This window comes from Paenibacillus sp. BC26, assembly GCF_900116125.1.
In the GTDB taxonomy this organism is placed as follows: Bacteria; Bacillota; Bacilli; order Paenibacillales; family Paenibacillaceae; genus Paenibacillus_Z; species Paenibacillus_Z lignilyticus.
The window spans coordinates 1,127,640-1,148,734 of sequence record NZ_FPAD01000001.1; the positions used below are offsets into that span (position 1 = coordinate 1,127,640).

General features: G+C 49.9%; 14 protein-coding genes. 9 read left to right on the forward strand and 5 right to left on the reverse strand.

Annotated features, from left to right (window positions below):
- Window positions 1-38: 38 nt before the first annotated feature.
- Window positions 39-1,622, forward strand: coding sequence for an extracellular solute-binding protein (locus tag BM412_RS04665; protein ID WP_091214559.1), 1,584 nt, complete (start codon window positions 39-41; stop codon window positions 1,620-1,622).
- A gap of 116 nt (window positions 1,623-1,738) precedes the next feature.
- Window positions 1,739-4,306: a glycoside hydrolase family 2 protein gene (locus tag BM412_RS04670; protein ID WP_091214562.1), complete on the forward strand. Its 2,568-nt coding sequence runs from the start codon at window positions 1,739-1,741 to the stop codon at window positions 4,304-4,306.
- A 54-nt stretch (window positions 4,307-4,360) separates the two neighbouring features.
- Here BM412_RS04670 and BM412_RS04675 read toward each other — a convergent pair whose 3' ends face one another.
- From BM412_RS04675 to BM412_RS04685, 3 genes are read right to left on the reverse strand one after another with little or no spacing between them, the layout of a single operon-like run.
- The gene (locus BM412_RS04675; RefSeq protein ID WP_091214565.1) at window positions 4,361-5,479 is read right to left on the reverse strand and encodes a Ger(x)C family spore germination protein; all 1,119 of its coding nucleotides are present in this window, start codon (window positions 5,477-5,479) and stop codon (window positions 4,361-4,363) included.
- The gene (locus BM412_RS04680) at window positions 5,472-6,566 is read right to left on the reverse strand and encodes a GerAB/ArcD/ProY family transporter (RefSeq protein ID WP_091214568.1); all 1,095 of its coding nucleotides are present in this window, start codon (window positions 6,564-6,566) and stop codon (window positions 5,472-5,474) included. The genes BM412_RS04675 and BM412_RS04680 overlap by 8 nt, the downstream gene beginning before the upstream one ends.
- 9 nt (window positions 6,567-6,575) lie before the next feature.
- Window positions 6,576-7,988 (reverse strand): spore germination protein, encoded by a 1,413-nt coding sequence (locus BM412_RS04685; protein ID WP_177245663.1) that lies wholly within the window; start codon window positions 7,986-7,988, stop codon window positions 6,576-6,578.
- A 175-nt stretch (window positions 7,989-8,163) separates the two neighbouring features.
- Between BM412_RS04685 and BM412_RS04690 the strand changes: the two genes are divergently transcribed.
- Together BM412_RS04690 and BM412_RS04695 are read left to right on the forward strand one after the other, a co-directional pair.
- Window positions 8,164-8,949 carry a phospholipase D-like domain-containing protein gene (locus BM412_RS04690; protein ID WP_091214573.1) on the forward strand — a complete coding sequence of 262 codons (786 nt, stop codon included), beginning with the start codon at window positions 8,164-8,166 and terminating at the stop codon, window positions 8,947-8,949.
- Between the two features lie 200 nt (window positions 8,950-9,149).
- Window positions 9,150-12,260: a PAS domain S-box protein gene (locus BM412_RS04695; protein WP_177245664.1), complete on the forward strand. Its 3,111-nt coding sequence runs from the start codon at window positions 9,150-9,152 to the stop codon at window positions 12,258-12,260.
- Window positions 12,261-12,627: 367 nt separating this feature from the next.
- Here the strand turns inward: BM412_RS04695 and BM412_RS04700 are convergent, their stop codons facing one another.
- Window positions 12,628-13,296: a hypothetical protein gene (locus BM412_RS04700; protein ID WP_177245665.1), complete on the reverse strand. Its 669-nt coding sequence runs from the start codon at window positions 13,294-13,296 to the stop codon at window positions 12,628-12,630.
- 470 nt (window positions 13,297-13,766) lie between these two features.
- Entirely contained in the window at window positions 13,767-14,576 is an 810-nt protein-coding gene (locus BM412_RS04705; protein ID WP_091214579.1) for a helix-turn-helix domain-containing protein, read from the reverse strand.
- A gap of 146 nt (window positions 14,577-14,722) precedes the next feature.
- On the opposite strand from BM412_RS04705, the gene BM412_RS04710 reads away from it, so the two are divergent.
- The 5 genes from BM412_RS04710 (at window position 14,723) to BM412_RS04730 (ending at window position 21,091) form a co-directional block, all read left to right on the forward strand.
- The gene (locus BM412_RS04710) at window positions 14,723-15,532 is read left to right on the forward strand and encodes a phytanoyl-CoA dioxygenase family protein (RefSeq protein WP_091214581.1); all 810 of its coding nucleotides are present in this window, start codon (window positions 14,723-14,725) and stop codon (window positions 15,530-15,532) included.
- A 152-nt stretch (window positions 15,533-15,684) separates the two neighbouring features.
- The gene (locus tag BM412_RS04715) at window positions 15,685-16,431 is read left to right on the forward strand and encodes a phytanoyl-CoA dioxygenase family protein (protein ID WP_091214584.1); all 747 of its coding nucleotides are present in this window, start codon (window positions 15,685-15,687) and stop codon (window positions 16,429-16,431) included.
- 76 nt (window positions 16,432-16,507) lie between these two features.
- Complete coding sequence (locus tag BM412_RS04720; protein ID WP_091214587.1) at window positions 16,508-17,356, forward strand: helix-turn-helix domain-containing protein; 849 nt, start codon at window positions 16,508-16,510, stop codon at window positions 17,354-17,356.
- A 241-nt stretch (window positions 17,357-17,597) separates the two neighbouring features.
- The gene (locus tag BM412_RS04725) at window positions 17,598-18,737 is read left to right on the forward strand and encodes a metallophosphoesterase (protein WP_091214590.1); all 1,140 of its coding nucleotides are present in this window, start codon (window positions 17,598-17,600) and stop codon (window positions 18,735-18,737) included.
- A 65-nt stretch (window positions 18,738-18,802) separates the two neighbouring features.
- A complete protein-coding gene (locus tag BM412_RS04730) occupies window positions 18,803-21,091 on the forward strand; it encodes an alpha/beta hydrolase (protein WP_091214593.1) in 2,289 nt (762 codons plus the stop codon).
- Window positions 21,092-21,095 lie beyond the last annotated feature (4 nt).

A 21,095-nucleotide genomic window follows, 5' to 3' on the forward strand; every position in this document is an offset into this window, starting at 1 on the left:
CTCAGTTTAGCGTATATATCTTAGAGGGGGATTTCGCGATGATTGCAACTACGAAGAGGTTCAAGAAACATACGACGATGCTGGTCATGGTAACGATTCTGATCTTGATTGCGACTTCGCTCTCGGGCTGCGGCGGTAATAATGAAGCCAATGCGCCTGCTGCATCTAATGGAGCTGAAGCAAAGAATGCGAACGCACCGGCAGAAGATAAGGGTTCGGCTGAAACGGTAGAGGTAAAAGGGTTATTCCCCGGAGATACCCCGCAGGATTTCGACACGGTGCTCTCGGCAGTGAACGAGAAGCTGGCGAAAGACAACGTCGGCGTGAAATTAAACATTCAATTTATTCCATGGTCGGACTATGGCGATCTTGTCTCCGTTAAAGCATCCGCAGGTGAAGATTTCGATATGTTCCTGGATGCGCCTTGGCTGCATATGAACCAAATGATAACAAGCGGCTCGATCATTCCGCTCGATGACTACATCAATAGCGAAAAGACGCCGAATCTGGTAAAGGCGATTCCGCAGCAAATGTGGGACGCGAACAAGTTTGAGAGCAAGATTTTCGGTATTCCGCTTGGGATCGCGCAAGGGAAAATCAACGGTTTCGTCATTCGTAAAGACCTTAGAGAGAAATACGGATTAGGTCCAATCCAGAGCCTGAAGGATATGGAAGCTTTCTTATATAAAGTGAAAGAGAATGAGAAGGACATCACGCCATTCGGCATGAACGCGATGGATGCCAGCTTGCTTTGGGAGAACTACTTCTCCGAAACTTCGTGGGAAGCGCTGAACAAATACATGCCGATCGGCGTATCGTTCTTCGTCGGCACTTCCGAAGGCAAGATTACGGCGCTGACAGATGTACCGGAATACAAATCCTTTACGGAGAAAATGACGAAGTTCTATAAAGACGGCATCTTCTCCAATAATATCGCCCAAGAAGAGAATGCTCCTTCGCTCTTCAATCTGGGCAAGTTCGCTGCGATCAAATATGTTGCAGACGGCGAGGAAGGCAAGAAGTATCTGGATGCGCTGAAGCTTCCGGGCGCGCAGCTGGAAATCGTACCGGCATATAACTTGGGTACGCCGAAGCCTTATTCCGACTTTAAACAATGGAACTTCCTTGTAGTGAACAAAAATTCGAAGCATCCGGAGAAAGTGCTTGCGCTGTCCGACTGGCTATCCGTGAAAGAGAATCATGACCTGCTTGAGCTTGGCATTGAAGGCAAGCATTGGAAAGCGGTCGGCGACGATCAGTATGAAACCGTAGAAGGCAGCGGCTATTCTTTCCCAGGTTACGTGCTGACATGGAGACCGACGCTTGTTCGTACTTCCGTTACCATGATGCCGGACGACAAGAAATGGTTCGATTATGCGCGTGATGCGAACAACTTTACGGCATCTCCGTACGATGGCTTTGTAGCCAACACCGATTCCATTAAGACCGAGCTTGCCAAAGCGACGCCGATCGAAACCGATATTCTGAAGCCGCTCGGACTCGGCGTACTGGATTCCTCGAAAGGATTCGCATCTGCTGTGGATGCGGCCAAAGAAGCAGGAGGACAAGTCATCGTTGACGAATTGAATAAGCAATATGCAGCGTTTACAGCAGGCAAGTAAGGGAAGCGAGAAGGCGGGCGGGGCATTGTCCCGCCTTTTCCATGTTTCATTCTAGCGGCAGAAGAAGGCGGACAACCGTTCCGCTTTGAACACGAACTCTCGGGAGGGGCTTGTTTATGACTAATCGCATCTTGCTTAGCGGCACGGAATGGACAGTGACGGGATGGAATCGCAATCAGTGGAAGCTCGGCATGAGCATGGAGCTGGGTTTTGCAATCAATCCGATGCTCCCGGCAGTTAAGGCTGTAGTTCCGGGGGCCGTGCAAAGAGATTTAATCGCGGCAGGCTGGCTGCCCGATCCGAACGAAGGCTTGCGCAGCATGGAGCTGGAGTGGGTGAACCATCGGGACTGGGTGTATGAGCGAAGGTTCGAAGTGCCGGAAGGCTGGGTGCTGGATCGCTGCGAATTGGTGTTCGAAGGATTGGATTACGGTGGATTCATCTATCTTAACGGCGAGGAAATTGCCGCGTTCGAAGGGATGTTTCTACCGGTAACAATTGATGTTGCGGCTAAGCTCCGTGTAGGGGCGGGAAACGAGAACAGGCTTCAGCTTATATTCCTGCCGAGTCCTGAGGTGGATGGGCAGATCGGCTACTCGAATGAGATCGGCAAGGTGAAGTCGCGGTTCAATTACGGCTGGGACTGGTGCCCCCGCATGGTACCGGTTGGGATATGGAAGGATGTAAGTTTGCGGACTTATTCTGCGCTGAAGCTGATTGATTTCTATCCGAAGGCTGTTCCTGCCGAGGAAGGTGAGGGCGGCGTGGTGCAGTATGGGGTGGAAGCTGAGATTTGGCTGCCGGGCAGCTACACGCTGGCTTGTGAATTCGTCGATGCAGCAGGCGAAATCTTACATAGTGCCAAGAATACCTATGAGCTGCGTCGCGGCGGCATACATCGAATCGAGCATGAAATGTCCATCGAAGCTGTCCGCCTCTGGTGGCCGAATGGCTATGGGGAGCAGCCAATCTATCAGGCGAGGATTACGGTTTATGATGAGGAAGGCCGAGTATGTGCGGCAGATGGGAAGACAGTAGCTTTTCGCACGCTTCGGTTTGTTCAGAACGAGGATTCCCCTGCGGGTGCGCTGCCTTATACGCTGCTGGTGAACGGTGAGCGGGTATTCTTGAATGGCGTGAACTGGGTGCCGATTTCACCTTACTTCGGTGGCGTAACGAGCGAAGATTATGCGCATTACCTGGGTCGATTCAAGGCGATGAACGTGAATGTACTTCGAGTTTGGGGCGGAGCGATTACGGAGAAGGAAGACTTCTACGCGTACTGTGACCGTAATGGGCTGCTCGTCTGGCAGGAGTTTCTGCAGTCTTCAAGCGGGCTGAACAATTGTCCGCCGGATAATGCTGTATTCCTGAAAGAGCTGGCTCGTGTGTCGCGGGCGGCCGTCATCGAGAAGCGCTCGCATCCAAGTTTGATGGCATGGTGCGGCGGCAATGAGCTGATGTGGGAGAATTTTTCGCCTATAGACGAGAGACACGGGAATATTGCGATGCTGAAGAAGCTGGTGGAAGAGCTGGACCCCGGTCGTGCGTTCTTCCCGTCAAGCGCATCCGGCCCGAGATTCGGTGCGACCGAAGAGGAGTTCGACAAAGGACTTCATCATGATGTCCATGGACCATGGCTCTATCTGGGGGAAGAGAACCACTATCGATTCTTCAATCACAATGACAGCTTGGTGCAGACGGAGACAGGAACGCCCGGAACCTCAAGGGTGGAGCGTATTCGCGGGCTGGCTGATCGTATGTCTTCCTGGCCACCTACAAGGGAAAATGCCTATTGGCTGCACCGCGGCGCATGGTGGATTCAGTGGGAGCAGCTCAGCGATATGTTTGGTCCTTGGGATAAGGAGCGGGATGAGCTGGAGCAGTACTGTCAGGCCAGCCGATATTTGCAGCTGGAATCGCTGCGGTACATGGCGGAGGCGACACGTAGAAGAGAGCCGCGATCATCGGGCTTTATTATTTGGATGGGCAATGAACCGTTCGCCAATAATGCCAATACCTCCATGCTTGAATATGACGGGATGCCAAAGCCGGTTTACTATGCCATGAAGAAAGTGTTTGGCGGTTTGCATGTATCTGTACAATATGATCGCCTTTCTTACCGTATAGGCGATTCGTTTGGCAGCGAAATTTTCCTGCATGCGGATCGGGCGGATCAGCAGTTCGTGCCTTTTGCAGTGGATGCACAGCTCGTGCAGGCGGACGGCTCGGTGCTTCAAAGCCAGCGCTTTTTGGCTGAGGTCGGTCGCTTGAACGGTTATGTTGGCAAGCTCGATTGGCAAGTGGAGGATGTGCCCGGCTCATTGCTGATCTTGCGATTGGCTGTATGCGACGAGCATAATCAACAGATTGCAACGAATGAGTATCTGTTTACCGTGAATGCCGCTTGTCCTCTTGAGCCTTTGAGAAGACTGCCCGCGGCGGAGGTTCGCCTGCGGCAAGGCGACCGGCCGGAACAGCTTATATTGACTAATATGTCAGAGATGGCTGCCATTGGCGTGTATGTGATCCAGCGTGATGCCAGTCAGCTTATCCATCTGGATCGTAATTATTTGACGCTGCTTCCCGGGGAGCAGCTGATGATTACTTCGATGAACGGTCCGGTGTCGCCGGAGGATTTCTACGTAGAGGGAATGAACTTGGGCGGAATAATCATTTCATAGAAATGCGAAGGAACAAGGATAACTTATTGCTATCCTTGTTCCTGCTTATATTGTTTAGGATTCAATCATCCCCGCATCTCGGACTTTGATTTGGACATTAACCTTGACAGGCACTTCAGGATAAATGGTTTTCCAATCGAGGCGCTTCCAGTCTTCATAAGACATGCTGTTCCGTACAGCGATGCCGACACCTAAACTGTCAGTGCCTAGCGATTGCAGCCGGGTAACGATTAGCTGCAATTCTTCGCGCAGCGACTTCGACATATCTTGCTCCAGCTGCGTGAATGGGTTGTCTTTCTCCAAATGCTGTTTGCCGTCATATTCGAGGATTACACCGCTCACTCGGACGTTTAACGTGACCTTTTGCGAGGATCCGGCCTTATTGACGGAGATCGAGCGTTTCGTAATCAATTGAGAGAGCATGGCTCTTTCTTGCGAGCCGGTAACGCTATTGGTGAATTTGATAAGCAGTTCGCCGTTCTTTATGTTCTTAAGCAGCATTAAGAACTGAACTGCTTGGTCGGATCCCATCTTACCCTTGTAGCTGTCGCCACTAAACAGTGCGATCCCGTCGATTTCGACATAGTCTTTCTCCTGCGCAATGATTGGCAGGATCGGATCGATGCCGTCATCGTAATAATCGCGCACAAATTCGTATAGGCCGCCGGGAGGCACTTCGTTTATTTTACCTTCCTGCTCGACGAGTGCGCTGATATGATCGCTAATAGAGGGGATGCCAGGGTATTGATGGGTTAGTAATTTAACCGCGCTCCCATTCGCAATGACGATACGGATCTTTTCCCCAACCGAATAGTCCCGGCGGTAGGAATCTAAGTATTTCCATATTCCGGTTGCTGCAAGTTCATTGCCGAAAATTAAATTCTGAAGCTGACCAGAGACGAGAATTTGGCTCGTTTTGAGTGAAAGCTTGCGGCGCGCTTCCTTCGTAGACTCCGATTCCGTTTGCAAATTGGTCACTAGTGTCTGCCCTCCGGGGCCAATCCGGGGAATCGCGACGGCAACGGTGATTTTCTTGCTTTTTGTGGTGCCGTCCTCTTGTTCTGCTGCATCGATTGCAGCACTGTTTACCATACCCAGGTCCTCAAGCTTTTGTTCTTTGATACACCCTGTTAGCAGGAGGAGCAGAAGCAGCATGAATCCTCGTCTAACCATGTTTTTGCCGCCCCTTCCAATGATAGATATAAAGTAGAATGAGCAGCAACGCCGGCAGCAGAAACGCGACTCCGATTTCCGTAATTCCCACGTAGTGAAGCCATCGTTCGGTCTTCTGCAAATCACCGCGATTCCACATCACGACGGCCGCAGCTAGAAGTGCCAATGCCAAATACGGAATAATCCGCTTTTTTGCGGATGTGATCATATTTTTGACTAATTCAAGCGCCGCCCAAAGATACATGCTATTTATTATTAGGGCTCGCAGCAGGAAGAGATTGAAGATGAAATCATCTACGCGCTGCACGAACGGGAAGCGGATAAAAGATAACGTATTTAAGGACGGATAAACGAGCTGCTTCAACTGTTCAAAGCTATAGAAGCTGAAGGTTAAGAACGCAATAAAACAATATAGCAGCGTCACAAAGAAGTTCCCGATTTGAAAACCAAGCATTAAGCGAGTTTTTTTCCCTGAATAGGGAAATAGCATAAGGCTCAATTCGAAGCCTAGAAATGCAAAATAGATGTGAAGAATACCCTGAAAGGTAAACGCTGTATCTTTGAACATATAAGGTGTGAATCGGGTAAAGCTGAATTGATTGATCAACGTTTGCGGTACCAGGATAAGCAGCCAAAACATACAAGCGAAGAAAATCACGGTAGACGTAGCGATACTGATGATGCCTTTGCTCACCAGCAATAGAACGAGTACTCCGAGCAAGAGATACAGGTAGAGCGGGTTAATCGTCGGAAACGATGTGGAGCGCAATATAAGCAAAAATTGCTTGCTGATAAGGACACCTATTACGGTCCATAGTAGAGTAAGCAAGCTGAAGAGAGCAACCACAATACCGGAGGGCAGCACGCGGCTCGCGATCTTATAAATACTTGCGCCTTTGCCGTATCGATAGACTAAAGCAATCAGCCATAGGTTTAAGGAGCTCATCGCACCGAAACCGAATAAGAATATCCACCCGTTATAGCCGAATTGCTCAGCGAGAAGGCGCGGCATTTCGAACGAAATAATGCCGTACTGCAACGTCATGGCCAGGATGATGACTTGTGAAAAGGTTAGTTTTGCATTCATATGGAACTCCTAGCGTGAAGACGATTTGGCGTGCTTTCTGGCTTTATCGATCCATTGCACAGGTGCGCGAACGATCATATCGAGCCAATTGCCAGGTGACATGTATGCACCGGCACCACCGAACGCATTTTTTCCAGACAGCTGGATGACGAACAAGGCGAGCCCGATAACGAGTCCAAAGTTGCCAAGCAAACCTGCCAGCACAATGATGGCAAACCGAAATAGCCGGATCGCCGAGCTCATGGAATAGCTTGGAATGACGAAGGAAGCAATTGCGGAAATCGATACGGAAATAATGAGAATATTGCTTGTTATCCCGGCTTGTACGGCAGCTTGGCCAATGACGATACCTCCAACGGTACCGATGGTTGTCCCGACCTTGGTTGGCAAACGGGCTCCTGCTTCACGGAGCAGCTCGATGGTAAACTCCATAATGATGGCTTCCATTAATGGCGTAAACGGAACTTTGTTGCGGGATTCCATCAAGTTATTTAGCAGCGAAGGCGGAATCATCTCGTAGTGGTAGGTGACGACAGTAACATAGAACGCCGTAAAGCCCAGCGTAATAAATAGTGCGATATACCGCAGAAGCCGGATGGCTGAAGAGACTAGCCATGACATGTAATAATCGTCTGGTGAGGAGAAAAATTCATAGAAGGTAGCAGGTGCGCTGAATGCAATCTGGCTCCCGTCCAGCAGGCCTACCAGATTGCCTTTGGCGAGCTTACTCACTGCTACGTCGGGTCGAACGGTTGTCAGAAACTGCGGGAAAACCGTGAAAGGTCTTGGATCCAAATATTGCGTGAGCGTGTTCGTATCGAGAACGGTGTGGGTATGAATGCCTTGCAGCTTCTCGCACATTAGTTGCAAATCGTCAGGGTCGGCAACGCCATCCATGTAGAGCAGGGACATTGTCGATCCAGACTCGCTGCCTAGCTTGAATGACAGCGATTTTAATCGGGGGTCCTGAAGTCGTCTGCGGATAAGGGACAAATTCGTACTAAGAGATTCAGTGAAAGAATCCTGCGGTCCGCTGATAACGGTTTCTGTTTCCGATGATGTGATCGAGCGGGTATCCGGCGAATAGGAGTCGTACAAATAAGCTTGTCCGCTGTAGTAAATGGCAACTTGCCCGCCAAGTATGCCTTGCGTTAACTGCTCAGATGATGTGGCTTGTACATATTGGGATTGCGTCAGCTGTTCCTCGATTTGCGCTTGATGGTTGTCCGCCGCGCCGAATGGCTCGATCACGTCTTTGCGCAGTTGTTCTTTTCCCGTCAGATGGGCGAAATAAACCAGATCTATGGCATGAAGGGGAAACTTCTGATGGACGAGGTCGGCACAATGGTTAAGCGCTTGAAGCGTCCGGCTAAGCAGTTCAGGTTCGGTGTTCTTCGCAGCATCCTTCACAAGAAATTCCACACTTTCTTCGTATCCTATAATAGCCTAGCTTAGTATGAAGAACGGCTGGGATTTTTATGCAAATAGAAGAGGCAGCGGCTGTTTGGTGTAGGATTAGCTCAACGGTTCATTGGCTGATCTTTGCCGCTTCGTGGTAGACTAGGATAAAACGGGTAAGTGAAGGAGCCTCTTCAGCATGAAAATCATGAAATACATCCTTTCCGTTATTATTCTGGCAGCTTGTGCTGCAGTGGGCGTCATCTATGCCTCTTCCTCGTCCTCTCAGCCCGCTACCGTGAAGGATATCGAAGCGGAATGGGCTTTTACGCAGGATGGCGGACAGCCGGATCAACTGCTTATAAAGGTAATCAATGACGCGGAAACCTCTCTTGATATCGCGATCTACAGCTTGACGAAACCGGACATCGTCGATGCGATCAAGAAAGCAAAGAAACGCGGAGTTAACGTTCGGATCATCACCGATAAGACGCAGTCAGGCGGCAAAGCGCAGAAGGAAGCGCTCAAGCTGCTCGGCAGCGCGGGCATTCCGATGAAAATCAACAAACACAGCGGGCTGATGCATTTGAAAATGACCATTGCCGATGGCGCAATTGCGACAACCGGCTCGTTCAATTATTCGAAATCAGCCAGCACCGATAATGATGAAGTATTGATGGTGCTTCGAAACAGCGAGGTTGCGGAGTCCTTCGCAGCGCAGTTTCAAGAAATGTGGGAAGACACGGGAGGGTTTCTAGCGATAACGCCGATCATCGCGGAGGATGCGCTTGAAGTTACTTCGCCGCTGGATGAAGCAGCGAATTCCGATGCTGCACAGGATGCCAAGTCTGCCTCAGACAAGGCCGTTGTATATCGGAGCTGCGCTGCCGTGAAGGAAGCCGGCAAAGCACCGCTGCGCAAAGGCGATCCCGGCTACAGTACGAAGCTTGACGGAGATCGAGACGGCATTGCTTGCGAGAAATAGAAGGAGAAGGCCCGCGCTTTGTGCGGGCTTTTTTGATGCCCATTCACTCGACACAAGTCGACAGAAATGTAGGTCTGAATTAGAGGATTGGACTCTCAAATGTCGAATAAATGCTAAAAGAAGGATAAATATGTTTACGACTTACAGCAGGGGGTTGACTGCCAATGAAAGCCTTTCTTCATAATAGATTTAGTATCAACATGTTAAACAGCAGGCTCCGTATGCTTGGTGTCATATTTGTACTCCTAGTCGGCGTATTCTGCACGGCGATCTTCTCTTATTTCGAGAAGGATCATCAAGAACGCGATATTCATAATCAACTGGAACAAACGATTCGGCTGCAGCAGCAGTATATTGATAAATGGATGTCCGACCGAATGTCGGAAATGAGCATGATCGCAAGTCTGCCTACAGTAACTAGGTGGGAGGAAAATGAGATAGGAGCCATACTGAAATTATCCCAAAGCAAACATACAGATTTTAAGGCGCTGAGTTTGATCGACAAAGCCGGCTTCAGCGCCTTAACTGAAAGTGAGTTGAACGTGCAGGACCGGGCTTATTTTATCGCTGCCAGGCAAGGCAAAGAATCCATATCGGATGTGATTGTGTCTCGTATGGATGGAAAGAGGATCATCGTGTTCGCAGCTCCGGTCCTAGACGCGACAGGGCAATTTATGGGCCTTGTCGCCGGAACGGTTGATCTGACGACAATTGAACGTTTAATGAAGCAATTCGCTTATGGGAAGAGTGGACAAACCTATCTCGCCGATTCGGCAGGGATGTTAATTACGGGAGCAGGCGCGGGGACAGGTGAATTCGATTCGAAGCCCATTCAATCCGCCATTTTAGAGAGGGCAAAGACGGGCAGCGAGTCCAAGTCTGCTTATACGAATTACCGCGGTGAAACCGTCTATGGTGCGTATACCTATGCGAATAACGGCAGATGGCTTGTCATCGGCGAAGCGGCGAAGGCGGATGTGTTTGCCTCGCTGTATACGGAGCTCAAATATACGAGTCTGTTCATATTACTCGCGATGGCGGCGTCGGTCTTCATTATGTTCCGAACCGCCAGGAAGATCACGGATCCGCTGGACCATCTGTTAACGGGCGTAAAACAGATCAAAGAAGGCGGTTACCATTACCGCATCGAACCGGAAGTGTTCCATAACGCGACGCTGGAATTTAGGCAGCTGTGCAGATTGTATAATTCGATGTCGGATACGATATTGGATCAGATCGGGGCGCTCAGTACGGAACGAAACTTTGTTTCTTCGATCATCGAGACAGCGGCTTCTCTTGTTGTCGTTATCGATCCGGATGGTCATATCATTCGTTTCAATCAAAGCTGCGAACAGATTACCGGCTATGTTTTCGAAGAGGTGGAGAAACGCTCGATCTTTGAATTTCTCGTTCCGCCGGAAGAACAGCCGGCTGTACGCGTACATTTCAATAACCTTGCAAATGCCAACGAAAAGACTCGCCACGAGAATCATTGGCGGACACGGAGAGGAGAGCTTCGGCTGATTGCTTGGTCGAATACGATTCTGAAAGGATCGCTGGGCGAACGTGATTCGATAATTAGCATTGGCATCGATGTTACGGAGCAGCGTTCGGTGGAGCAGGCTTTGATCGAGAATGAAGAGCGGATCCGGCTGCTGGTGGGGTCGATGGACGAGGTGGTATCCACTTTCGATGCGGACTTGAAGCTCACAGGGGTGTACGGCAGAGCCATGGATTCGATTATCCATGATGCACATGCGTTCTATTCCGGCAAAACCATCCATGAGCTGCTCAATGCAGACAACGCGATGCTTCATGAAGAGGCCCAGCAGAAGGCACTGCTCGAGAGAAACTCCGTGCTGGATTGGTCGATCAGCTCGCCAACCGGCTCTACCTACCATCAAACCTCGTATTCGCCGCTGCGGGATAACGGCGGTCAAGTGAAAGGTGTCGTTTCCGTCAGCCGAGAAGTTACGCTGTTGAAGCAAACTGAAGAAGCGTTCAAGGCGACACAGAACCGTTTGAATAATATTTTGGAAAGCATTACGGATGCCTTTATGGCACTGAATAATGACTGGACGTTCACTTATGTAAATAGTGAAGCAGAACGGATTCTTGGCAAGAATCGCGAGCACATTATGGGCAGGCTGCTATGGGATTGCTTCCCTAAGATCGTCGGTACGGCCGTATTCAGCGCTTATCACGAAGCGATGGAGAAGCAGTTGCCGGTGTTTACGGAGGAATATCTTCCGTTCATGCAAGCCTGGTATGGCGTGCATATTTACCCTTCGAAGGATGGGTTGTCCATCTACTTCCAGAATGTGACGCAGCGTAAGGAACTCGAGCAAGCGGCCAAAGACAGCGAATCGCGTCTAAGCACGATTATCGAAACCGTCCCGAATGCGATTGTCGTTGTGGATAATACCGGACAGATTACGATGGCCAATCAGATGGCAGAGGATATTTTCGGACTCGATAAGGAAGCCATTCTCAGTCGAACCTACGCGGATGAGGCTTGGGTTCTGTATGATTTTGGCGGAAATCTGATGCCGAAGGAGGACTATCCGGTCGCGCATGTGTTTCGAACGGGACAAGTGGTAGCCAATTCCGAATTCGTGTATAAACGGGCTGACCAGACCACGGTCATCGTATCCTGTAACGCAGCGCCGGTTATGGACAGCCGCGGGCAGCTTACAAGCGTGCTGGTTTCGTTATCGGATATTACCGGCCGAATCGCCGTGGAATCCAAACTTCAACGGGCTAACGACGAGCTGAAGAAGTTATCCTCCTTGGATGGATTGACAGGCGTGTACAACCGGAGATATTTCAATGAGCAGCTGCGCGTGGAATGGGAGAAACATGTGGCTGATCGTGCGCCATTGTCGCTCATTATGCTGGATATCGATTTCTTCAAAAGCTACAATGACACTTACGGTCATCAAGGCGGCGACATGTGCCTCAAGACGGTCGCTTCAGAAATCCGGGATTCGCTCCTGATTCCGGATTCCTTCATCGCTCGTTATGGCGGCGAAGAGTTCGGCATCGTGCTTCCGAATACAACGAAACAAGAGGCGGCTGAATTGGCGGAGTTCGTAAGGGTACGCGTGGAGAATAACCGCATCCCTCACAGCAAGTCGACGGTGAGCAGTTATCTGACGATCAGTTTGGGAGCTGCGACGTTGATCCCCGCTTACGAGCAAGACGAAGAGATGCTGGTCGCTTACGCCGATAAATGCCTCTATGAAGCGAAGAAGACGCGTAACCGCGTTAGCGTGTATGAACAGTTGGAAGCGACTTTTTCAGAAGGATAATCAATTAATGGAAAGCCCGAGATTAAACTGGTCCCCAAGTCAAGAACACTTTTTTAAAGTGTTCTTGACTTGGGGACCAGTTTAGATTTGGGCTTTTTGGTTTTTTTCACAGGTGCTCCGCACCGAAAGGTGCAATAAAAAAATGTTGCATAACATGCAGCAAATAGATGCGTATTCAGCTTAAAACTTGAAAATGATGCTTGGAATGCAACATTTTCCTCTACAATAAGCCTTATAGGCAATATTCCAGCGGAAATGTTGCATTATGCGCATCATTTGATCCGAGTCGAATGAGAGTAGGCTGAAATAATGCTTATTTCGCAACATTTTGCTATTGAATAGGATACATCTGCTTGGATCTATTCAGCTACAACAATTGAAGAACCGCACTGTCGGTTAACTCGTAGCTGGTGGTATAGCTGTTACGAGTTATTGGTTGCATCAGACCACGGCGAGCCAGGTTTTGCAGAAGATTTCGAGCGCTGCGGAAGCTTACGTGAAAATGTAGCATGACGTCCCTAGGTCGTACTGATCTACTCAGTTGAAGTGCAAACCGGAGCACATCCTTCTCATCAGCTGGAAGTAACTCGGGTGAATGAGGCCGAATTAAGTAGGGGCCGATAACCAGCTGCAGGAGCATTCGGCATACATCGGGGCGTTTATGCACATCGTCGAAGGAGAAGTGAATCATTTTCCAACCTATTCCCGTGAGAAAGGTATCGCGATTGAGCGAATAGCTGAAGCTTTCTCGATCCATATCTTTGATATGACTTTGATACCCGTCGCATTCCAAGCCAAACCGTCCGTAAGGGGGGAGAAACGCGAAGTCTAGAAATTGCGATTTGCGATTCCAATCATAAATTTCATATTCAGGATGCAGATGCTCGAAGCTGCCAAAAAGGGGCCACCAAACGTTTTGGAGCAATAGTTTTTCCGCATATTGATGCCCTCTTAATAATCTGCCTTTGCGCTCGCCCGATCGTTTGGACAGATGATGTTCCAGAAACTTTGCATGCTCTTCCTCAAAATCCAACATGTATACAAACGCTCCTTTCTACGTATGAAAATAAAAAAAGAACGCCCCTTGCCGCATGCGGCTAAAAGGACGTTCTTCGTCTAGGCTCAGTATAGCATATGGAAGCAGGAGGGATAAATAGTTGGTCGATCGGATGTGCATTTAAGGTGGTCGTTTGTCAGCGAGTAGTGAGGTAAGGTCCGTAAAAAATGTTGCTAATCATGCATCATTTCAGACCGTTACTTGCTCAGCGGGACCCTATGTTGCGCAAAAAACAACATTTTCGCTGAACGAGGCCATTTTAGGTAACCGTAGGGGTGAAATGTTGCTTTTTGAGCAACAAACAGGAGGGGGGGAGTGGATATTGCGGTGAAATGCTGCATGTTATGCAACATTTCTTTCATTAGATGTTATCCGCTACTCCAGCCTTCCGTACATCTGGGTTCCTCGCTCCCACGTTCCCCACTCCGCGCTGCCAAGCCACCCACAACTTACAACTCGCGATTCTTATACGCTCGTGGATTCATGCCATAGCGTTTGCGGAATTGACCAGAGAAGTGATTGTAGTTCTGGAAGCCGACATCGAGCGCGACTTCGGAGGCCTGCCGGTCGGTATGCTCGAGCAGGAGGGCGGCTTGGCGGATGCGCATGTCATTAAGCGAATCTACTATAGATGACCCGGTGGATTCTTTATATAAGTGCGACAGTCTCGATGGAGATAGGCCGACTGCGCGGGCCAGCTCATCGATTCGAATCGGATCCTGCATACGCGTAGAAAGCAAGTGCCGGATCTCCTCAATGCGGGGATCCACTTGCTTGGACAGCCGCTGAGCGAGCAGCAGCAGAATTTCGCGCATCGTACTCTCGCATAATTCGTTCCAGTATAAGCTGCGCTCGATCGAATCGGAGATCAGCCGGTTGAAGGCTTGATGGATACGATTTCTCGCCACGTTGCTGTCGATCGCATGAATAAGCAATTTCTCGTTTGGCATCAGGCTTGTCTCCATGAACCGCGGCGTGAAGTGTGCCCATACGAAATTCCATGTGCTGCCTCTGCGAGTGCCGTATTGGTGGGGCACGCCGGGCTGCATCAAGGTTACATCGCCTGTCTGGCAGAATCGTTCCACTCCATCAATCTGAAAATAGCCTTCGCCGGCAATCGTGTAGGTGATGAGCCAATCGCCCATTCCTTCAGACCGTTTCATGGTGTAGTTGTCAGTCTGTTGAAAATGCTCGGCGATGACCATGCTTCCGCCTTGTTCTTTGATATAGGAAGGCAATTCGGGTCCTTTTGCGCTCATGACAGGCTCACTCCTCTGACACTCATTATAGCAGGATAGTAGGAGTTATTAGCAACATTCTTACTTCTGCTTCCGCATGAGATTAACTACAATAAAGATACAGTGATGTACTGTTATCATCTACTTATTTACTAGGGGGAAGAGGAATGTCAGACGCTTTGCGAGTTCTCACAGCAGAACAAAAGAAGCAATTCGATAAGGAAGGTTATCTCATTGTGAAAGGGTTATTCGCACCTTCAGACCTGTCTGAAATTGTAGAGAACTTTGATACGATGAGTCATGAGACGATTCCGGGTTATTTCGAACCTAACCTCCAGCCGGGTGTTACCGATCCGCTGCAGCGTTATCCGCGTGTCATGCATCCGCATCGGTATAACGAAACGGCGATGAAATATATGCTCCATCAACCGGTTATGGAAGTGCTGGCTGATCTATACGGAGAAGAAGCGTATGCGGCGCAAAGTATGTTCTACTACAAGCCGCCCGGCTCCAGAGGCCAAGCGCTGCACCAAGATAATTTCTATTTACAGGTTGAACCCGGCAACTGCATCGCGGCATGGACGGCAGTCGATGATGCTTATGAAGAGAATGGCGGCCTGCTCGTTGTTCCGAAGACGCATGCACATGAAATTTCATGTCCGGATGAGGCGGATACGACGGAATCCTTCACGACCCACTATGTGAAGCCGCCTAAAGACGGCGTTGTCATGCCGGTCATTATGGAGAAGGGCGATGTGCTGTTCTTTAACGGGAATTTGATCCACGGCTCTTATCGGAACAAAACGAAGGACCAATTCCGCCGTGCGTTCATTTGTCATTATGCGAACTCTTCCGCGAGCCGGATAAACGTACATTATAACCCGCTCTACAAAGCAGACGGAACAAAGGTCGAGCTGGAGGGAAATCCGGACGGCGGTCCATGCGGCGTGGAAATGGGAGAATTTACGTATCATTAATGAGCTGATTATGCGAGCCGCAGCACCGTCCGGTGCTGCGGTTTACAGTCATTGCCGAAGATATGCATAGTTTATCGGTGAAGATGCGAAGCAGAAGTGTGCGGATCAAGCGATAATAGATTCAAAGATGATATCGCTTAGGAGGCATTCACATGTCCAATATCGCAAATGGTCGATTGACACAAGCAGAAGTGGATTTTTACAATACAAATGGGTATACCCTATACAAGAACCAACTGTTCAGTTCCGAGAAGCAAGCTGAATTGTCCGCTATTTTCGAGGAACAGTGGGAACTGGTCGGCCGTCGCTTGAACAGCGAGCTCGACACGCCGCATTTCCGCGATGAGCGTCTGTTGAAGTTTCTGCTTAGCGACGAAGTGCTTGATTTGGTGGAGCCGATCATTGGGCCGAACATTGGTTTGTGGTCGAGTCACTTTATCTGCAAGGAGCCGCTCATCGGTAAACAGACACCTTGGCATGAAGATTCCGCGTATTGGAAAGGCCGCCTGAGCCGCTATGACAAGATCGCAACCGTATGGCTCGCGATTGACCGCAGCTGGAAAGAAAATGGCTGCATGCGCGTTATTCCGGGTACTCACAACAATGGCTTCTCCGATTATGAAGACGTGGAAACGGATGACAGCATCTTCAACACGCAAATCAAGAATATCGATGAATCCAAAGCGGTATACTTCGAGCTTGAGCCGGGACAATGCTCGATTCACGATTCGCGGATTATTCACGGCGCTACGCCGAACCCGAGCCCATTCCGTCGCTGCGGATACACCATGCGTTACTTCTCGACGGAAGCACGCGTGATTCCGGAGAAGAACCCGAACTTCAAGATTTGGCTTGCTCGCGGTAAAGATATCGCGGGAAGTGACTTCGTTAACGTATAATACGGATAACGAACCGAATGATTCGAAACTTCGAATCGAAACCAAACCAACACCAACAGGCGAAAGGCAGAGTGAGATGAGCGTCTATAAAGGCCCAGAACGATTATTAAACGACAGTTATATGACTTTGTCTGCTCCCTTCCGCCTCTTCAAGCATTCCATAGACGGATTGATCGATACGCATTGGCATGAGTTTTTTGAAATGGGCTATGTGGTTTCCGGAAGCGGTACGCATGTGCTCAATGGCGTGCCTACTCGACTTACGAGAGGCTCGGCTTTTCTGCTGACTCCGGCTGACTTTCATAGCTTAAAGTCCGATCCGGGAGAGACGCTCCAGCTTTACGATTTTATCTTCAAAGAGCAATTCATCCGCGAACCGCTGTTCGAGCTGCTGTTCGGTCCGAATACGGAGCATACCTACTGGTATGTCGGCGATGAAATCGATGCGATTGAACGGGAGTACGAGCGCATTTGGGATGAAACGCTGCACTGGCAAGCGGGAAGCGATTTGTTGATCCAAGGCAGTGTGGAGCGCTTGCTCATCGACTTGTCACGCAAATGCAAAGGAACTCAGCCTACACTGGTTTCGACACCCGATCCCATGCAGCCGGTTCAATCATCGGTGCGCAAAGCGCTGATTTATATCCAGCATCATTTCCGCGAGGCCATTCCGCTTGAGGAAGTGGCATCCTATTGCGGACTGTCCGCTAATTATTTCAGCGAATGCTTCCGTAAAGGGACAGGTTCTACGTTCCAAAGCTACGTTCAGGAGCTGAGGCTGCAATTTGCCAAGTCTTTGCTTAAGACTACGCAGCTGCCTGTCACGGAAATTTGTTTCGCATCAGGCTTTAATACGCTGCCGCATTTCGAACGTGCTTTTAAGAAGCGTTTCAGCTTGCCGCCAAGACTATTCCGGAAACAATAACATAACCGCGGTATCACCCGGTCCGGCTCTCGCCCCCCAGCAGAGCTTGGCCGGTTTTTTGCGTTCACGAAACTTCTAAGCAGACTGCGCATCATAATGCCGCAGTTTTTTGTGATTTTACAGAGTTTGACGGCTTTAGTAAAATCGCTATTTTCATATGGAATCGGTATACTGATAGAAGTGAGTTTAAGAGGTTCAGTGAAAAAAGAAATCGTGGATAAGCTCCATGCGGGGAGGCACTATGGCAGTCAGATTGACCATCTTTTTATCGATATTTTTGGGTTTGCAGCTTTTCATCGGTTGGCATTTGCAATTGTTTATTTCAGCAGCGGGGAGTGATGTCCCGGCTGGGTTGTTTTGGCCGTTGTTTGGAATTGTAGCCTTCTCTTATCTCTTAGCGAGGCTGCTGCGCCGGGCTTTACCGGGATTTATGGCAGAAGGGCTGAAATGGATCGGTTCCTACTGGATTGCCGTGATGCAATATGGGGTGCTGCTGCTCCCGTTCGCGGATTTAGCTGCTTGGGGCCTTCGCGCCGGGGCGTTCTCGAACGGAGATTCGATCCTAATAACCGGCTCCGCAGTGATCGCAATCGTATGCATCATTCTGGCTGTGGGCTCATTCAATGCTTGGAGTCCGATTGTTCGGCGCTATGAGGTTACGATTCCGAAGGCAGCAGGAGATGGGCTGCCGCTTCACATTGCAGTCGCTTCGGATCTACATCTCGGTTCGACCGTGCGCGCAAGGCATTTACAGCGCCTTGTGGATCAAGTGAATGCCCTCAAGCCGGACCTTATGCTGCTGCCGGGCGATGTATTGGACGATGCCGTCGAGCCCTTCGTGAAACATAAATATGGACGCAAACTGGCGGAGATCAAAGCGAAAAACGGTACGTTTGCTATACTCGGCAATCATGAGAATTATGGAGGCGGCGTTCCCGTTTATGTCAAGGAAATGAAGGAGGTTGGCATTCCGGTGCTGCTGGATGAAACGCAGCTCATTGACAATAAGTTCTACATCATTGGGCGTAAAGATAAATCCGACCATAACCGGAAACCTGTAGCCCAGATAATAGAGGGACTTGATTACTCGCTGCCGCTCATTCTTATGGATCATCAGCCTAGTTCAATCGGTGAAATTGCCCAAACAGGAGTCGTTGATCTTTCTGTGCATGGTCATACGCATCGGGGGCAGATGGCACCGAATCATTTGGTGACCAGACGGATATTTGAGCTGGATTACGGTTATCTGCTTAAAGGCCGGTTGCATGCATTTGTTTCTTCCGGGTTCGGAACGTGGGGGCCGCCGATTCGGGTTGGGAGCCGGAGCGAGATTTTATCCATTCAGGTAAATTTCGCGAGTCCCAGCAATGACAACAAATAGCTGTTGGTTGAGTCTCAAATGCGGCGTATAATCGAGATATAATCTATGAATCCGAGGAGCCAACTATGGAACTTGAACTCATAACGCCGATGCCGGCGCCTCCTGCGAGAGAGAGCTTCTTGAAGAGACTTGCGAGTTGGCTGCTGGATCGGGCTAAACATACCTTTCAATATGACACTGCCATTTGGCGCTATGCTTTAGTCGGCGTGTGGATCGTGTGCAGTACATTACTCATTATTGCGGCACTTGGGATGCCGACGGGGATTGGTGTCCTCTTCGATTGCGTGCTAATCGTTCTGCTCGGTGTAATCGTAATAGGTGCGGCAGGTGTGATAGGTGCTTATTTACTGACACTTTGTTATGTGCCTGTGCCGCGGCTCACGCTAGCCGTGTTCGGCATTGCCGGAGTAATTATGTATAAAATCTGCGATGAAACGGATATCGGAAATCCGTTATCCATTATTATGAGTGCTAGTTTTGCCTTGATTGGCTTGCTAGGCGGATTGTTCATCGGTATGATCGCAAGCCGGAGGATCGCCGTCCTGGTTAAGGTGACGCTTGTTATCGCCCTTACATTGACCGGGTTGACCTTCGATAAGTGGCCGATGAATGTTCAGTCTGCTGCGCTTCCTGTAACTGTAGTGCCTTCCGAGGATGCAGGATCTGCGGGAGTTGAGCTGCTGCAAGCCGACAATCCGGCAGAACCGGGACTGTACCGTGTTCGTAGCTTCACCTACGGCAGCGGGAATGATACGCATCGCGACGAATTCGGCTCAGGCGTAGATCTTACATCGCAATCCGTGGATGCCTCGACATACATTAAACGCTGGAATTGGCTGCGTCATTTCTTCTGGGGATTCGATCAGCAAGAGCTGCCTTTGAACGGCCGGGTATGGATGCCGGAGGAGAAAGGGAATTATCCGCTTGTACTCATCGTTCACGGAAATCATCTGATGGAGCAATTCTCGGACGGGGGCTATGAGTACCTCGGTGAAATGCTGGCGAGCAGAGGGTTTGTTGCCGTTTCGGTCGATGAGAATTTCCTCAATTACTCCTTCTGGGGCAACATCCCGAACAATGATATGAAGGTCCGGGCATGGATACTGCTGAAGCATCTGCAGCAAATTGCCGTATTCAGTGAACAGAAGGATAATCCGTTCTATCAAGCGGTGAACCTGCAGCAAGTGGCGTTAATCGGCCATTCCAGGGGCGGGCAGGCCGTTGCGATGGCGGCGGACCGCAACAAATGGTTTAAGGATGACAAGACGTTGGCAAGCATGAACAACATCAACATACAGGCTGTTGTTGGCGTGGCGCCGACAGATACGAATGTCGATAAAATGAAGGCGGAGTTGAAGGATAAATATTATTTGTCGCTGCAAGGTGCTAGTGACGGCGATGTGGATACCTTTAACGGGGAACGTCAATATATTCGCACTTCGTTCTCGCCCGATTCGGAGCGTTTCAAAGCGACGCTCTATATTGGGGAAGCGAACCACAGTCGCTTTAACACGGACTGGGGAACGATGGACGATAGCTTGCCGGGCGGTCTGCTGCTGCGCAGAAGCGGGATGATTCCGGCAGACGATCAGCGTGAAATCGCCAAAGTGTATATTGGCGCATTCCTGGAAGCGGCGTTGTATGGAAAGAAGGAATACGAACCGCTGTTCAGCGATTATCGCACAGGGTTGGAGTGGCTACCGCAAGCGTCGTATATTAACCGATATGAGGACGGCAGCTTCTTGCCGCTTGCCCGAATAGACGAAGACTATGACAAGGCGAAGATGAGCGGCGGCGTTAAGGCCAAAGCGGAGAATTTGCAGTGGTCTGAAGATGGCGCAGAGGACCGAGACGGTAATAAGAAAGGCTCCCGCGGCGTCGTGCTCCAGTGGAAAGAAGAAGATGGCAGCTTTACGCTCGAGCTGCCGGACACAGTCGGGGAGCAGGTAGGCGAAGCGGACGAGAACCAGCAGCTCATTTTCTCGATGACCAATCTTGAGCAAGACCTGAAGGATGATGATGAAGGCCTCGATATCCCGCTTCCCGACATCGATGTCGAGCTCAAGAGCGAGGATGGCGCAACGGTTCGCCTGCCGCTTGACGAATTCAAGCCGGTAACGCCGCTGCCTTATACCATCTTTACTCGGTTTCCGTGGCTGGAGAAAACGATCAAGAACGGGAAGTATAAAGTGCCTACTGAAGCGGTATTTCAGACGTACAATTTGCCGTTCGAGCGGTTCGAGGAAGCGAATCCGGAATTCGACCCTGAGGAGCTGACGCAAGTTACCTTCTATTTCACGAGCACTCAAGGCAAAGTGATGATGGACGATATCGGGATCAGCGATGAATTATGATTGA

What these genes read in the sequence shown, in the direction of transcription:
- BM412_RS04690 (WP_091214573.1), top strand. Translation starts at nt 8,164, where the DNA reads ATGAAAATCATGAAATACATCCTTTCCGTTATTATTCTGGCAGCTTGT.
- BM412_RS04705 (WP_091214579.1), bottom strand. Translation starts at nt 14,576, where the DNA reads ATGAGCGCAAAAGGACCCGAATTGCCTTCCTATATCAAAGAACAAGGC.
- BM412_RS04715 (WP_091214584.1), top strand. Translation starts at nt 15,685, where the DNA reads ATGTCCAATATCGCAAATGGTCGATTGACACAAGCAGAAGTGGATTTT.
- BM412_RS04730 (WP_091214593.1), top strand. Translation starts at nt 18,803, where the DNA reads ATGGAACTTGAACTCATAACGCCGATGCCGGCGCCTCCTGCGAGAGAG.
- BM412_RS04700 (WP_177245665.1), bottom strand. Translation starts at nt 13,296, where the DNA reads ATGTTGGATTTTGAGGAAGAGCATGCAAAGTTTCTGGAACATCATCTG.
- BM412_RS04670 (WP_091214562.1), top strand. Translation starts at nt 1,739, where the DNA reads ATGACTAATCGCATCTTGCTTAGCGGCACGGAATGGACAGTGACGGGA.
- BM412_RS04720 (WP_091214587.1), top strand. Translation starts at nt 16,508, where the DNA reads ATGAGCGTCTATAAAGGCCCAGAACGATTATTAAACGACAGTTATATG.
- BM412_RS04695 (WP_177245664.1), top strand. Translation starts at nt 9,150, where the DNA reads ATGTTAAACAGCAGGCTCCGTATGCTTGGTGTCATATTTGTACTCCTA.
- BM412_RS04725 (WP_091214590.1), top strand. Translation starts at nt 17,598, where the DNA reads ATGGCAGTCAGATTGACCATCTTTTTATCGATATTTTTGGGTTTGCAG.
- BM412_RS04665 (WP_091214559.1), top strand. Translation starts at nt 39, where the DNA reads ATGATTGCAACTACGAAGAGGTTCAAGAAACATACGACGATGCTGGTC.
- BM412_RS04680 (WP_091214568.1), bottom strand. Translation starts at nt 6,566, where the DNA reads ATGAATGCAAAACTAACCTTTTCACAAGTCATCATCCTGGCCATGACG.
- BM412_RS04710 (WP_091214581.1), top strand. Translation starts at nt 14,723, where the DNA reads ATGTCAGACGCTTTGCGAGTTCTCACAGCAGAACAAAAGAAGCAATTC.
- BM412_RS04675 (WP_091214565.1), bottom strand. Translation starts at nt 5,479, where the DNA reads ATGGTTAGACGAGGATTCATGCTGCTTCTGCTCCTCCTGCTAACAGGG.